This window comes from Erythrobacter sp. HA7-11 (assembly GCF_055693605.1).
The window spans coordinates 2584747-2598857 of record NZ_JBVFUF010000002.1 but is presented as its reverse complement, the minus strand read 5'-3'; the positions used below and the strand labels follow the sequence as shown (position 1 = coordinate 2598857).

General features: G+C 57.5%; 13 protein-coding genes and 4 pseudogenes. 12 read left to right on the top strand and 5 right to left on the bottom strand.

Annotated features, from left to right (window positions below; translation table 11 throughout):
- The first annotated feature begins 310 nt into the window (after positions 1-310).
- The 7 genes and pseudogenes from ACZ1GU_RS13280 to ACZ1GU_RS13250 all read left to right on the top strand — a co-directional run bounded on the left by ACZ1GU_RS13280 (position 311) and on the right by ACZ1GU_RS13250 (position 4758).
- Positions 311-1039, top strand: a complete 729-nt coding sequence (locus ACZ1GU_RS13280; RefSeq protein WP_472648438.1) for an alpha/beta hydrolase — start codon at positions 311-313, stop codon at positions 1037-1039.
- Positions 1040-1150: 111 nt separating this feature from the next.
- Positions 1151-1285, top strand: coding sequence for a 50S ribosomal protein L34 (gene rpmH / locus ACZ1GU_RS13275; protein WP_119514694.1), 135 nt, complete (start codon positions 1151-1153; stop codon positions 1283-1285).
- A 91-nt stretch (positions 1286-1376) separates the two neighbouring features.
- A pseudogene (gene rnpA, locus ACZ1GU_RS13270) lies at positions 1377-1755 on the top strand (ribonuclease P protein component).
- The gene (yidD, locus tag ACZ1GU_RS13265; protein WP_472648437.1) at positions 1752-1961 is read left to right on the top strand and encodes a membrane protein insertion efficiency factor YidD; all 210 of its coding nucleotides are present in this window, start codon (positions 1752-1754) and stop codon (positions 1959-1961) included. Before rnpA ends, yidD begins: the two are co-directional and overlap by 4 nt.
- Before the next feature lie 59 nt (positions 1962-2020).
- Positions 2021-3802, top strand: coding sequence for a membrane protein insertase YidC (yidC, locus tag ACZ1GU_RS13260; protein WP_472648436.1), 1782 nt, complete (start codon positions 2021-2023; stop codon positions 3800-3802).
- A 9-nt stretch (positions 3803-3811) separates the two neighbouring features.
- Positions 3812-4488 (top strand): annotated as a pseudogene (gene yihA / locus ACZ1GU_RS13255) (ribosome biogenesis GTP-binding protein YihA/YsxC).
- A 63-nt stretch (positions 4489-4551) separates the two neighbouring features.
- Entirely contained in the window at positions 4552-4758 is a 207-nt protein-coding gene (locus ACZ1GU_RS13250; RefSeq protein WP_472648435.1) for a dodecin, read from the top strand.
- Positions 4759-4782: 24 nt separating this feature from the next.
- Here the strand turns inward: ACZ1GU_RS13250 and ACZ1GU_RS13245 are convergent, their stop codons facing one another.
- A complete protein-coding gene (locus tag ACZ1GU_RS13245) occupies positions 4783-5202 on the bottom strand; it encodes a VOC family protein (RefSeq protein WP_472648434.1) in 420 nt (139 codons plus the stop codon).
- A 140-nt stretch (positions 5203-5342) separates the two neighbouring features.
- Between ACZ1GU_RS13245 and ACZ1GU_RS13240 the strand changes: the two genes are divergently transcribed.
- The 4 genes and pseudogenes from ACZ1GU_RS13240 (at position 5343) to ACZ1GU_RS13225 (ending at position 9298) form a co-directional block, all read left to right on the top strand.
- The gene (locus tag ACZ1GU_RS13240; RefSeq protein ID WP_472648433.1) at positions 5343-6005 is read left to right on the top strand and encodes a glutathione S-transferase family protein; all 663 of its coding nucleotides are present in this window, start codon (positions 5343-5345) and stop codon (positions 6003-6005) included.
- Positions 6005-6886, top strand: a complete 882-nt coding sequence (locus ACZ1GU_RS13235; RefSeq protein ID WP_472648432.1) for a S1/P1 nuclease — start codon at positions 6005-6007, stop codon at positions 6884-6886. Before ACZ1GU_RS13240 ends, ACZ1GU_RS13235 begins: the two co-directional genes overlap by 1 nt.
- A pseudogene (gene dapE / locus ACZ1GU_RS13230) lies at positions 6883-8023 on the top strand (succinyl-diaminopimelate desuccinylase). The gene ACZ1GU_RS13235 and the pseudogene dapE overlap by 4 nt, the downstream one beginning before the upstream one ends.
- A gap of 15 nt (positions 8024-8038) precedes the next feature.
- Positions 8039-9298 (top strand): dicarboxylate/amino acid:cation symporter, encoded by a 1260-nt coding sequence (locus tag ACZ1GU_RS13225; protein ID WP_472648431.1) that lies wholly within the window; start codon positions 8039-8041, stop codon positions 9296-9298.
- A gap of 3 nt (positions 9299-9301) precedes the next feature.
- On the opposite strand, the gene nth is transcribed toward ACZ1GU_RS13225, so the two are convergent.
- Together nth and dapB are read right to left on the bottom strand one after the other, a co-directional pair.
- Positions 9302-9952 (bottom strand): endonuclease III, encoded by a 651-nt coding sequence (gene nth / locus ACZ1GU_RS13220; protein ID WP_472648429.1) that lies wholly within the window; start codon positions 9950-9952, stop codon positions 9302-9304.
- A gap of 4 nt (positions 9953-9956) precedes the next feature.
- Entirely contained in the window at positions 9957-10685 is a 729-nt protein-coding gene (gene dapB, locus ACZ1GU_RS13215) for a 4-hydroxy-tetrahydrodipicolinate reductase (RefSeq protein ID WP_472648428.1), read from the bottom strand.
- Between the two features lie 35 nt (positions 10686-10720).
- Between dapB and ACZ1GU_RS13210 the strand changes: the two genes are divergently transcribed.
- A complete protein-coding gene (locus tag ACZ1GU_RS13210) occupies positions 10721-11422 on the top strand; it encodes an NAD-dependent deacylase (RefSeq protein WP_472648786.1) in 702 nt (233 codons plus the stop codon).
- On the opposite strand, the gene ACZ1GU_RS13205 is transcribed toward ACZ1GU_RS13210, so the two are convergent.
- Both ACZ1GU_RS13205 and ACZ1GU_RS13200 read right to left on the bottom strand, forming a co-directional pair.
- A complete protein-coding gene (locus ACZ1GU_RS13205; protein ID WP_472648427.1) occupies positions 11419-12195 on the bottom strand; it encodes a HesA/MoeB/ThiF family protein in 777 nt (258 codons plus the stop codon). The two genes, ACZ1GU_RS13210 and ACZ1GU_RS13205, sit on opposite strands and share 4 nt — an antisense overlap.
- Positions 12196-12294: 99 nt before the next feature.
- Positions 12295-13603, bottom strand: a pseudogene (locus ACZ1GU_RS13200) (DnaA ATPase domain-containing protein); the annotation flags it as partial.
- Positions 13604-14111: the final 508 nt, after the last annotated feature.

The window sequence follows — 14111 nt, the reverse complement described above, 5'->3', positions numbered from 1 at the left end:
GTATAGGGGCGATTCCTAAAGGTTTTTGCAAGGATAAAACTTCGTCATTCTTAAAAAGCCTGCGGCTCATACGATGAGCATGCAACGCTTTTGCCACATTCTATTTGCTGCTTTAAGCCTGTTGGCTCTGCCACTGCTGTCCCCTAGCGCGGCAATGGCTCAAGATAATCCAGGTTCGCGATCCATTGCTGTTGAGCGCTGGGTTGAAGAATGGGACCCCGCCGAACAGCGCTGGGTTCGAGTTTCAGAGACAATTCCCCAAGAGCCACGAAAGCCGCAAAATTCGGCATTACGGTCCAGTCAGAAAATTGTGGCTGAATACACTTATGCCGAGCGCGCGAGTGCCCCTCAAAATGCGCGTTATGCATTGCCGCTGTCACACAGTCATCACGTTGGCGCTATAGCCCAATACGGGCCTTTTCAGGTTCTGGACGGCAAGCGCGCAGCGGTTGTCGGTCCGACTGGGCCGATGAGCCCACGATACTTCGCTGCCATGCTGCACGATTTCCCCAATCTGGAATCGCTGGAGATGATCGAAGCGCCCGGAACAAGTGACGACATCGCCAATCTCAGGGTTGGGCGCATGATCCGTGCTGCGGGACTTGCGACACACGTACCTAACGGCGGTTCTGTTCGCTCCGGTGCGGTCGAGCTTTTTCTTGCAGGGACCAAGCGGACAATGGATGACGGTGCCGAATTCGCCGTCCACTCGTGGCTCGACAGCCGTGGGCGTGAACCAAAGGATTTCGCTCCAGATGCTCCGGAAAACCGGTTATATCTCGACTATTACCGGGAAATGGGAATGAGCGCGACGCGTGCGAAAAATTTTTATGCGATGACCAATTCGGCTCCGCACCGCAGCGCAAAATGGCTGGGCGCGGCAGAGATGCGCCATTGGCTGCGTCCAGATGCGCGAAAGCTCGTTCGCAAACGCAGGCTTGCGCTTGATTTTCTTGCCCCTGACAATATTGCCAAAGCTGCAAATGACGAGCCCTTCATTCGCGTCGCAAGCCTTGACTCGCTCATCGCTTTCCCATAACTGCACGCGGTGATTGAGGTCGCCAGTTGGCGGCCCTTTTTATTGGTACAGTTTTATTGATACGCTTTGCGGCTTTCGAGGCCGCATCGCAGAATTGATTTCGAGGACGATATGAAGCGGACATTTCAACCCAGCAATCTCGTGCGCGCCCGCCGTCACGGTTTCTTCGCACGTAAGGCAACGCCTGGTGGCCGCAAGGTTTTGCGTGCTCGTCGCAAGCGTGGTCGCAAGACTCTCTGCGCCTAACAAAGGTCGCGCATCGCTGCGGCGATGCAAAGTGACTTGAATAGCTTTGCGGGCTCCCAATAGGGAGCCCGTTTGCGTATATGAGCACCCCATGGCCACGGTTTTGACCAAACGCGCTGATTTTCTCGCCGCGAATAAGGGGCTCCGCAATGCACGCCCGGGTTTCGTATTGTTGACGCGGCCTAATGGTGGGAGAGGCCAGCGTTACGGCATCACCGTCACTAAAAAGATCGGCAACGCGGTCGTGCGCAATCGCATGAAGCGCCGTTTTCGCGAATTGTTATGGCAAGCCTTGCCCGAATCGGGACTGGCTGATCACGACCATATTCTGATCGTACCGCGCAGGTGGTGTGGAGCGGAATTTCAAGCAGATGGGCGAAGAGCTGGAATTGGCCTTGAAGCGGGCTTACGCCGGTCAAGGTGATCCAGCGCGCGGGCGGCGACCGCGCCGCGGAAAGCGTGCCAATTGAAATACGCACTCATTTTCATCGCGCGCGCTTGGCAATGGGGTCCAAGCCGGATTTTGCCGCCCACCTGTCGATATGCTCCGTCTTGCTCGGAATACGCCATTCAGGCCCTACGCAAATATGGGGCGATCAAGGGTGGATGGCTGGCAACGAAACGGCTAATGCGCTGCCATCCTTGGGGCGGACATGGCTATGACCCTGTGCCCTAGCAATCGCTAGTGTAGTATCTATATAACACAGTAATCGACGAACGGACGGGATCGAACTCTTGGACAATCAGCGTAATTTGTTGCTGGCCGTGGCGCTGTCAGGCTTGCTTATCCTCGGTTGGGATATGGCTATGCGGGTGTTCTATCCGCAGGCGTCGATCACCGCTCCAACTGAACAAGTCGAGCCCGCTGCAGGAGCGAGCGCAAGCGGGGCGCCGGGCACGAGCGTTGTGCCGGCTGATCTTCCAGAAGGCGTCACGCCTCCCGCAGGTCCCGTTGATCTTGACGCCGCATTGGCTGATCCGCAGCGAGTTGTGATCGATGCACCGCGTGTCGCCGGTTCGATCAATCTGGTTGGCGCGCGGATCGATGATCTTGTTCTGAAAGATCACCAAGCCACAATCGATAAGGATAGTGGCCCTGTCCGGCTGTTCGCGCCAGACCGGACGGACAGTCAATACTTTGCCGAGTTTGGCTTTCTTGCCAATGCGGAGCGACTGGCGCCGACTGTTGTCTGGTCGGCAGATGGCGAGCGTTTGACCCCGCAAACGCCGGTGACTCTGACGCACGCGGACGCGAACGGACTTACCTATTCAATCAAACTGTCGATTGATGAAAATTACATGATCGAGGCCGAGCAATCGGTCGCGAACACCGGTGAAAATGCCGCGGTTGTTCAACCGTTCTCTTTGATCAAACGCACCGATGCTAATGCATCAGCCGACGAGTTTATCGTACATTCCGGGCCGGTCGGCGTCTTCGATGGCACGATAGACGAAGAATACGCCTATGATGATTTGACCGATGGCCAAACCTATGAGCCCGAAGGGACTGCGTCGTGGCTGGGATTCACCGACCGCTATTGGCTGTCTGCCTTGATACCCGGAGATGGCGGCTCGGTCGATGCGAGCTTCCGGTCGCTCGGAGACGGTCTTTACCGCACCGATGTGATCTATGACGCCGTGACCTTGCCCGCTGGCCAGCAAGTCAGCCAGACGACGCAATTGTTCGCCGGAGCAAAGGAGAGCTCGGTTCTCGATACTTACGAAGACTCCGGGATCGATGACTTCGGTCTGGCGATCTCATGGGGTTGGTTCTGGTTCCTTGAAAAGCCGCTTTTGTGGCTGCTTAAAAACCTGTTCGCGCTGGTCGGCAATTTCGGTGTCGCGATCATTCTGCTGACGGTTGTCGTTCGCGGCTTGCTGTTCCCGATTGCTCAAAAGGGCTTTGCGAGTATGGCCGCAATGAAGGCCGTTCAGCCCAAGATGAAAGCGATCCAGGAGCGTTACAAGGACGACAAGCAAAAGCAGCAGCAAGAGATCATGAAGCTGTACAAGGATGAAAAGGTCAATCCGCTTTCCGGCTGCCTTCCCTTGCTGGTGCAGATCCCGATCTTCTTCGCGCTCTACAAAGTTCTGATCCTTGCCATCGAAATGCGCCACGAGCCACTGGTCGATTTCTGGATTCGGGACCTTTCCGCGCCCGACCCCTGGACGATCCTCAACCTGTTTGGCCTGTTGCCTTTTGAAGTCAGCGGCTTCCTTGGCATTGGCGTGCTCGCCGTGCTTCTGGGCATCACGATGTGGATGACCTTCAAGCTCAACCCGAGCGCGATGGACCCCATGCAGCAGCAGATTTTCAACTTCATGCCGTGGATCTTGATGTTCGTAATGGCGCCGTTTGCGGCTGGCCTGTTGCTCTACTGGGTAACGTCGAACATTCTGACGCTCGCGCAGCAGAGCTATCTCTATTCCAAGCACCCGCAATTGCGCGCGGCGATGGAAAAAGAGAAAGAGGAAAAGGCGCTGGCGGCCAAGCGTGAGGAAGCCTCAAAGGGCTGAGGTTGTTCGATGACGCCGGAAGAAGAACGCGCGCAGGAATTTCGCGAACGCCAGGCTAGCAAGCTGTTTTCGGGGCGGGTCGATTTCCTGCTGTCCGCGCCGCAGCTCAAATTCCTGCCAGAGCCGACTGTGCCGGAGATCGCCTTTTGCGGACGGTCGAATGTCGGCAAAAGCTCGCTTTTGAACGCTCTGACCGGACGCAAAGCCATCGCTCGCGCTTCGGTGACGCCTGGCCGCACGCAGGAGCTCAACATCTTCGAAGTGGGGGAGCCGACGCTGTTCCGCTTGGTCGATATGCCCGGATACGGCTTTGCCAAAGCTCCGATCAAAGTAGTCGAAAACTGGAAGCGGCTGGTTCGGCAATATCTGCGCGGTACGTACCGGTTCTCGCCCGTAATCTCGTGTTGGTCGACAGCCGACATGGCCTCAAAGAAGTCGACCGCGAAATGATGACAATGCTAGATGAAGCAGCCGTCGGATATCGCATCGTCCTGACTAAGGCGGATAAAATCAAAGCGAGCGAGCTCGAAAAGACGGCACGCTCAGTCGCGGAAGAATCGCGAAAGCACCCCGCAGCCTACCCCGAATTGCACATAACCAGCAGCGAGAAAGGGATGGGCATCGCCGCGTTGCGTGCTGCTCTCGTACAAGACGCGCTGGGCGAGAGCTGGTTCGCAGAGAAGTGAAGGACCGTTTTTGCTGTCTCGTGCGTTGAGAGTGAGAGCACTCAATTCACAGGAGAGAGCAGCATGCCGGACCACATTTACAAAATTCTCGAAGTCGTTGGCAGTTCAACCGAGTCGACCGATGATGCCATTCGCGGTGCGGTAGCCAAAGCCAATGAGACCGTTCGCAACCTCCAATGGTTTGAAGTGGTCGAAACACGCGGGCACATCACCGACGGGCAAGTCGCGCATTTTCAAGTCCACTTGAAGATCGGCTTTACGCTCGACTGATTGGCTGCTGCGCGTCGAAACGCCTCAGCGTGCAAAGAGCTGAGCCGGATCGGCGAAAGCCTTCATCTCGATCGCGTTGCCTGCGGGGTCACGGAAGAACATCGTCGCCTGCTCGCCGCGCTGGCCTTTGAAACGGACCGTGGGTTCGATCACGAAGTCCGTCTTCGCTGCGGTCAGCCGCTCGGCGAGCGCCTGCCAGTCTCCCATCTCCAGAACCAGACCGAAATGAGGGATAGGCACGCCATGCCCATCCACGGGATTACTAGCGCGATCCCCAGCAGCCTCTGGCGCGAGATGCGCGACAATTTGATGGCCGCAGAGGTCGAAATCGATCCATTCGTCTGAACTTCGCCCTTCCGCACAGCCTAGCACTTCTCCATAGAATTGGCGCGCAGAAGCAAGGTCATCGACCGGAAAGGCGAGGTGAAAGGGCGGTAGGGTCATTGCAACGTGGCTCCAATCCAAAAATCGCGTAATCGTAACCTGTTCAGCCTCGACAGCGAAACACTGAATAACTAGGGCAGACAGGAAAATGGCGTACTCAGCCTAGGGTCGCCTCGCCTGCGCAACGGAGCCAGTCTTACATGAAGCTGATTATCGGCAATAAGAATTACTCCAGTTGGAGCCTGCGCGGATGGCTTGCAGCCAAGCAATCCGGCCTATCATTTGAAGAGATTACCGTGCCGATCCTCGGCGAGCACTGGGATCAGCAAAAGCAGGAAATGGGCGACGTTCAGCCATCCTCGGGCAAAGTTCCGATCTTGTGGGATGACGACAAGGTCATCTGGGATAGCCTCGCCATCATGGAATACCTCGCCGACAAGGTCGGGCGCGATCGGTTTTGGCCAAAAGATGAGGCCGCACGCGGCATGGCCCGGTCGATGGTTGCCGAAATGCACTCCTCCTATGCAGCCCTACGCAGCGATTTGCCGATGAATGTCCGGCGCCGGATAAAATTGGAGCAGGTCAGCGAACAGACCAAGCAGGACATTGTGCGCATCCTTACTCTATGGGCGGAAGCGCGCTCTCGTTATGGCAGCAGTGGACCATTCCTGTTCGGCACGTTTGGTGCAGCGGATGTCTTTTATGCCCCAGTGGTCTCGCGTTTCTTCACCTATGGGATTGGCGTTCCGGGCTTTGCGCAGAGCTATATGGAAGCCTTGTGGGAGCATGCTTGGATGCAAGAATGGGTCGATGCGTCAGAATCTGAAGAATGGGTGATCGAACAATATGAGAGCGTTGGCTGATGCTGCATCGCGCGTGCACCGCTTTAGTCGGTGCTTTCTTGATCTTTGTTAATCCTACCCAAACGTACGCCTGGGGCTTTTACGCTCATACCAAGACAGCCGAGATCGCGGAGGCCAATGTCTCGCCAGCTTCACGTGCCTCAATTGCGCAGCTGCTGCGCTCAGAGCAGTGGCTCGGGACGCCCGAATGCGCGCTCGCCTCGATTGAGGATGCAAGCGTTTGGCCCGATTGCGTGCGGCGGACGCGCTGGCGCTGGGGCTACACCGCCGCCTGGCATTATCGCACGACGCCGATTTGCGAGGCCTATAACCCGCGTGCCAATTGCTCGGGCGGCAATTGTGTAATCGCGCAGATTGAGCGCAGTCAGCGCATCCTTGCCGATGAGACTCTGCCCGACCATCTCCGGTTGGAGGCGCTTGCATTCATGGTGCACTTCATCGGTGATGTGCACATGCCGCTGCATTCGGGAGACAAGAATGATCGCGGCGGCAATGATCGCGAAACCGACTATGGCATCGTGCCGAACCTCAATCTGCATTGGATTTGGGACGGACCGCTGGCCGAGCGTGCGATCAGCGACCCTGCTGATCCGGTGGTCCGCCGATACTCCGCTGCCGAGCGCGCTGATCTGGGAGGAGGCAGCCCAGCAGATTGGGGTCGCGAAAGCTGGACGATCGCGCGCGATTTTGTCTATCCGACCGCTTTCGACACGCAAAATGTTTGCGGACAAGAGCTTCCGAGCAAAACAGCCTTGAGCCAGGAAGACATCGTTGCAGGAGTGCCAATCGCAAAGCGACGTGTGCAACAGGCGGGCATCCGTATCGCCGAAGCTATCGAATTGGCATTTCAGTCAGGGCCTTTGCCGGAGCAAACTCGATGAGCACCGTGCTCGACTATGCCAAGCGCCTGATCGCCGCGCCCAGCGTCACACCTGCCACCGGCACCGTGTTCGACGAATTAGAGGCAATGCTGACCCCCCACGGCTTTTCCGTACATCGCTTCACGCGTGGTGACGGCGAAGAGGGCAGCGATGAGGCTCCGGTCGAAAACTTGTTTGCGATCCGTCAGGGTCCCGAAGGCTCAAAGCATTTTGCTTTTGCTGGACACCTCGACGTGGTGCCGCCCGGTGAGGGGTGGAGCAGCGCGCCGTTCGAGCCAGAGATCCGTGGTGATCTGCTATACGGTCGCGGTGCGGTCGACATGAAGGGCGCTATTGCGGCGATGGTTGCAGCCGTTGCCGACATTCCGCAGGATGCCGGCACGATCAGCTTTATCATCACCGGAGACGAAGAAGGCCCGGCGCTGCACGGTACACGCGCTCTTATCGACTACATGGAGGCAGAAGGCCACCAGCCCGACCTGTGCCTTGTCGGAGAGCCGACCAGCGTCAACCGGCTTGGCGACATGATGAAAATCGGACGGCGCGGCTCAGTGAATATCTGGCTGAGCGTAGAGGGCACGCAAGGCCATGTTGCCTATCCGCATCTCGCCGACAATCCGATTCCCAAGCTGGTCGCTATGCTGGCCGAGCTCGACGCGCTAACGCTCGATACGGGCACCGACTGGTTCCAGCCAAGCAATCTGGAAATCACCGACCTTACTGTTGGCAACAAAGCCCACAATGTCATCCCGGCTGACGCTAAGGCGCGGATTTCGATCCGCTTCAACGATCTGCACACGGGGGCGTCGCTCTCCGAGCGCGTAGCTTCGATTGCCGAAAACCATGGAGGGCGCGCGCTCCCGATCATTTCGGGCGAGCCTTTCCTGACTGAGCCGGGCAAATTTTCGCGAATGATTGCGGCGGTACGTAGAAGAGGAGACGGGCGTCAAACCGGAGGCCTCAACCAGCGGCGGCACATCCGACGCCCGCTTCCTGCGCAATGTCTGTCCGGTGATCGAATTTGGGCTTTGCAACGCAACCATGCATAAACGCGATGAAGCGGTGGCCATTGCCGATCTCGGTGCGCTAGCCAGGATTTACACAAGCGTGGCCATGGCGGCGCTCAAAGCAGAATAGACAGGGAGCGCGATAGTGCTGAAAGCGTGGTTCAACATACCCTTGTGGCAGCGCGTCATCGCGGCCCTGATACTTGGCATTATCGTCGGCTATATCTGGGGACCGGGTGCGGAAAGCATCAAGATCATCGGCGATATCTTTATCGCCTTTATCAAGATGCTGGTCGTTCCGCTGATCTTCTTCAGCTTGGTCGCCGGTGTTGCCTCTATCGGCGATCTTAGAAAACTCGGTAGCGTCGGCTGGCGCGCCCTCCTGATTTTCATTGTGACCGGGCAAATGGCGGTGTGGCTTGGCCTCGCCATCGGCACTTTCGTACAGCCCGGCTCGGGCATCGATGGCCGCACTATGGAGCTCGATCAGGGCGCTCTTGAGCGCGCGCAGAGCCGTCAGGACGACGGCGTGACGATCCAGCAGATGATCCTCGAGATGGTTCCATCCAGCCCGATTCAGGTGATGGCAGACGTCAACGTCCTGCCGTTGATCATTTTCTCACTGCTGATTGGGATCGGAATCCTGATGGCGAAGGAAGAGGGCGAGCCAGTGCTCAAGATCTTCGAAAGCGGCAGTGTGGTCATGCAGAAAGTCACGATGATCGTGATGGAGCTAACGCCGTTCGGTGTCTTTGCACTGATGGCTTGGGTCGCAGGCACGCTAGGCATTGAGGCGCTGCAGGCGCTCGGTATCCTCGTCTTCCTCAACTATCTTGGCTGCTTCCTCATTATCGGTCTGATTTATGCCGGGATGATCAAGTTCATCGCCAAGCTGCCAGTGATCGACTTCTTCCGGGGCATCGTGGACGCGATGGCTGTCAGTTACTCGACCGCCAGTTCGAACGCGACCTTGCCGGTGACCTTGCGCTGCGCGCGGCGCAACTTGGGCGTGTCGAACTCGGTCGCGAGCTTCGTGATCAGCCTTGGCGCGACCATTAATATGAACGGCACGGCGATGTATCTCGGCCTCGCAACGCTCTTCGGTGCGCAGGCATTTGGTGTACCGCTCGACATGGCGGACTATATCACGATCTCGATTCTTGGCACGCTGGGAGCGATCGGCGCAGCCGGCATCCCTGGCGCGGGCCTGATCATGATGGTGCTGGTGTTCAGCGCGGTTGGCGTTCCGCTGGAAACCATCGCACTCGTTGCGGGCATTGATCGGATAATGGACATGATGCGCACAACGACCAATGTCAGCGGCGATGCGGCGGTAGCGACCACCGTGGCAAGCCTGACCAATGAGATCGACCGTGAAGAAATGATCAGCGCTGATGATGTCTAGGTCCTAACGCCCCCTTGGCTTCTCCAGCACCTTTTTCCTGAAGCTGCACAGATCGACCAGCTGACACCGCCAGCATTCCGGCTTCCGTGCTTTGCAGACATAGCGGCCATGCAGGATCAGCCAGTGATGCGCGTGCAAGCGGAAGGGCTCCGGAACGCGCTTCTCAAGCTTCGCCTCGACCTGTTCGGGCGTCTTGCCCTTGGCCAGACCCGTCCGATTGCCTACCCGCAGGATATGCGTGTCGACCGCAAAGGTCTCTTGCTTGAACCAGCAATTGAGCACGACATTGGCTGTCTTACGGCCCACTCCCGGTAACCGCACCAAGTCTTCGCGCGTGTCCGGAACCTCGCCGCCATACTCATCGATCAGCAATTGCGACAGCGCGATCACATTCTTCGCCTTGGAGTTGAACAGCCCGATCGTCTTGATGTGATCAATCAACCCGTCCAGGCCCAGATCAAGCATCTGCTGAGGTGTCTCAACCTTGGCAAAAAGCGCACGCGTGGCTTTGTTGACGCCAACATCAGTCGCCTGCGCAGACAAAGCCACCGCCACGACGAGCTGATAGGCGTTGCCATATTCCAGCTCAGTTTCAGGTTCTGGATTGTCCTCAGCCAAACGGCGGAAGAATTCAAAAATCTGGTCTTTTGTCATTCAGTCACAGACCCAGAACATCGTTCATCGTGTAGCGCCTGGCGGATTTCCCAAGCAGCCAAGCAGCGCCCCTCACGGCGCCGCGGGCAAAGATCATGCGGTTCTCTGCCGAATGCGACAGCGTGATCCGCTCTTCATTTCCGGCGAATATAACGCTGTGTTCGCCCGCAACTGTGCCGCCGCGCAAGGTCGCAAAGCCGATATCGCCTTCGCGCCGCGCCCCGGTCTGTCCGTGACGGCCGCTATCCATCGCATCGGACAGGTCGACGCCGCGCGCCTCAGCAGCCGCTTCGCCCAGCAATTTTGCTGTACCCGAAGGCGCGTCCACCTTCATCCGGTGGTGCATCTCCAGCACTTCAATGTCCCAATCGGGGCCAAGCTTCGCCGCTGCTTCCTTCACGAGATGAGCGAGCAGTGTGACGCCGAGCGAGGTGTTGCCGGTTTGCAGGATCGGAATAGATTTCGCCGCTTCAGCGAGCGCAACAAAATGCTCTTGCTCAAGTCCGGTCGTGCCGACAAGTATCGGAATGCCAGCGCTCTGCGCGGCCTTTAGGTTGCCTGCCAGCGCATCGGGCGAAGAAAAATCGACAACGACATCGCATTGGCCGAGCAGAGGGGCCGGATCACCGCCAAGATCGACGCCGACCTTGAATTCATGACCGGCCTCTTCAATCGCGGCGACCAAGGCATGACCCATGCGTCCCTTGTGTCCGATGATTGCGAATTGAGCCATTGCATTACCTCCGGTCGGCATGTTCCATGGCATCCATGCCAGACATTGAAAGCATCGTCATCCTGACAGGCGCGGGAATTTCCGCAGAAAGCGGAATTGACACATTCCGTTCGGCTGGAGGTCTTTGGGAGCAGCACAAGGTAGAGGATGTTGCGACGCCGGAAGGGTTCGCACGCGATCCCGATCTCGTGCTCGGCTTTTACGACATGCGCCGCGAAGCGCTGGCCAAAGTTGAGCCGAATGCCGCTCACACGGCGCTCGCGCAGTTGGAGCAACAGTTTTCAGGCGAACTGCTGCTCGTCACTCAAAATGTCGACGATCTGCACGAGCGTGGCGGCTCGAAAGACGTGCTGCACATGCATGGTGAGCTCAAGAGTGCACTATGTTTGTCATGCGAGATGCGTTCGCCTTGGGATACCGCGATGTCACACAGACCGCCATGCCCGATCTGTCAGTCGCCCAGCCTGCGCCCCGATGTGGTGTGGTTCGGCGAGATGCCGTATCAGATGGAGCGGATTTACGCGGCGCTCGCTAGGTGTGATCTGTTCGTCAGCATCGGGACGAGCGGCGCTGTATATCCAGCTGCGGGTTTCGTCCAAGAGGCAGCGGCGCATGGCGCGCAAACGCTGGAGCTCAATTTGGAACGCAGCGAAGGAAGTCATCATTTTCACGAATCCCGCCATGGACGGGCCGGCGACTTGGTTCCGCAATGGGTGACGGAAATACTCGCGGACTAGCCACATCCTCTGCATTCTGGGTCTTTGGCAATATTGAGTGTTCGCATTCCTGGCTTCATGCCATCGAGGATGTGCAGCTTGCTCCATCCCGGATCACCAAAAGAACTCGCACCGGAAAGCAGCACGCGCAGCGCTTGCATCGCGGCAAAGCTGCCGGTCCAGCCGGCCATTGCGCCCAGCATTCCGTCTTCGGCGCAGGTGTCGCAATCCTCCGCGTCGAACGCATCTCCGACAAAACAGCGGTAGCAGGCATTGTGCGGTTCGTGGCCTGCGAAGGCGCCGACCTGACCTTGAAAACGACCAACGGCCGCGCTGAGAAGAGGCGCGCGCTCCGCAACGCAGGCATCGGAGACCGCCAGGCGTGTTGCGAAGTTGTCGGTGCCATCGAGCACAAGATCGACGCCAGCAATCAGCTCGCCAATATTGTCTGAAGTGATCCGCTGATCGGATATCGTTACGTCAAGTGCATCGTCGAAATTGGCGAGCCAGCGGCGCGCACTGGTGGCTTTGCCATGCCCGACATCGCGGCTGGTAAAAATGGTCTGGCGCTGAAGATTGCTGAGATCGACTTCATCGTCGTCGACCAGTGTGAAACGCCCGATACCCGCGCCTGCCAGATATTGTAGGGCCGGTGATCCGATGCCCCCAAGGCCGATGATGGCGACATGCTTGGAAGTGAGCGCGACCTGACCTGCTCCGCCGATTTCAGGCAGCACGATATGGCGTGCAAAACGGTCGAGCCGCGCCGGAGAAAGGGGTGTCGATAAGCTCATGGACAAGCTGTTTAGACCATGTGCACAAGCTGTCGACAGGGCTGTGCATAGACCTGTCGACCAACCTGTTCAGAAATTGCGGAAGATGTGTGCGAATTAACTTTCGAGTTGACGCAAAAGACTGCGCACATCGCCGTCCATATCGGCATCGCGTGTCCGCAGGTCTTCGATCAAGCGAACGGCGTGGATAACCGTCGAGTGATCGCGTCCGCCGAATTTGCGTCCAATCTCTGGATAAGAACGCGGCGTGAGCACTTTTGACAGATACATCGCCACCTGACGTGGCCGTACGACGGCGCGCGCGCGACGCTTCGATGACATTTCGCTGCGGTCAATCCGGTAGAATTGACATACCGTGCGCTGGATCTCGTCGATTGTGATCCGGCGGCGATTGGCCGACAGGATATCGGTCAGCTGCTCTTCTGCAAGATTGAGCGAAACTTCCTGACCAGTGAGCTGAGCATAAGCGATGAGCTTGTTAAGCCCGCCAACCAACTCGCGAACATTGCGCGTGATGGTCCGAGCAAGGAAATCGATAACGTCATCAGGCACGTTGAGCGGTGCAAAACGCGTCAATTTCGATTCAAGGATTTTCTTGCGCAGTTCGATATCGGCGGCCTGAATATCTGCAACCAGACCCATCGAGAGACGGCTCAAGAGGCGTGGCTCGACACCGTCAAGCGCCTGCGGCGCGCGGTCAGCGGCGAAGACAAGACGCTTGCCTTCGGCCAGCAGCGCATCAATCGTGTAGAGCAGCTCCTCTTGGGCGCTTGCCTTGCCAATGATGAATTGAATGTCATCGACCAGCAGCAAATCAAAGCTGCGCAGGCGCGCCTTGAATTCGATCATCTGGTTGGCTTTGAGCGCCTGAACGAATTCGACCATGAAGCGCTCGGTACGAGCAATAAAAGATGCGCGCACGCGGGTGTGCCTGAAGAAAGCCATGGCCGATCGCATGAAGCAGGTGCGTCTTGCCCTGACCGGTTGCCGCTTTCAAATAGAGCGGTGAAAATTGCGGCTGCTCGGTCGCGGCCATGCGCTGTGCAGCGTTGCAGGCGAGCACGTTGGCTTCACCGGTAACGAAGGCAGCAAATGTAAGCGACGGATCAAGGCCGACAGAGCTGGTGAAACCTGCGTCCCCGATGGTGCCGGCGGCAACCGCGATGGCGCTTGCATCGGCGTCGTTTGCTGGACGGCGACCATTGTCGAGGCGGAGCTCTGGCAATTGCCGGCGTCCCGGGTGCACCTGAATGCGGACGGTGCGCACCTCGCTGCGCGCAATTTTCCATGCAAGCTGCAAGCGATCATGAAACCGGTCCTGAACCCAGTTTGCCGAAAACTCGGTGGGCAAGAACAGATCGAGGGTTCCTGTCTCTTTATCTATGCCGCCAACCTGGATCGGTTTGATCCACTGGCTATGCAATTGGTGGCCCAAATCTTTGCGAAGCCCCTGACTGATATCGGCCCAATCGGCGGCCAGATTTACGGCTTCTGAGTCTTCCATTAGATCGTCGTCTGCTTTCCGACGCGTTGTCCGCGCCTTATCAATTTTGTGAACCATCAATGCCCATCCTGTGTAACGTGGAAGCCCAATCCCACGCATTCCTCAACCCACGATCGGTATAGCTTCGCCGTAAGCCGGAACTGCACGTTCCGGACTTTCCCCCATCGTTCAAACTGTAAACACTCAAGCTGTCCCGCCCTGAGTGATTACGAGTTATCTACGCATCTCGATTTCGCGCAAGGGGGTCTAATGTAAAAAAAGAGAAATAATTCGGTTGACTCGGCTGCAACCCGCAGCGCTGCGTTCAACTGTCTGATTTATTGGGATTTCCCCCTGAGCGGCCCGCGAATCGTGGAGAATCCTTGGGTTTGTCTGCGGCGCACTTGATATGTTCCGCGCAAACAAAAAGGGC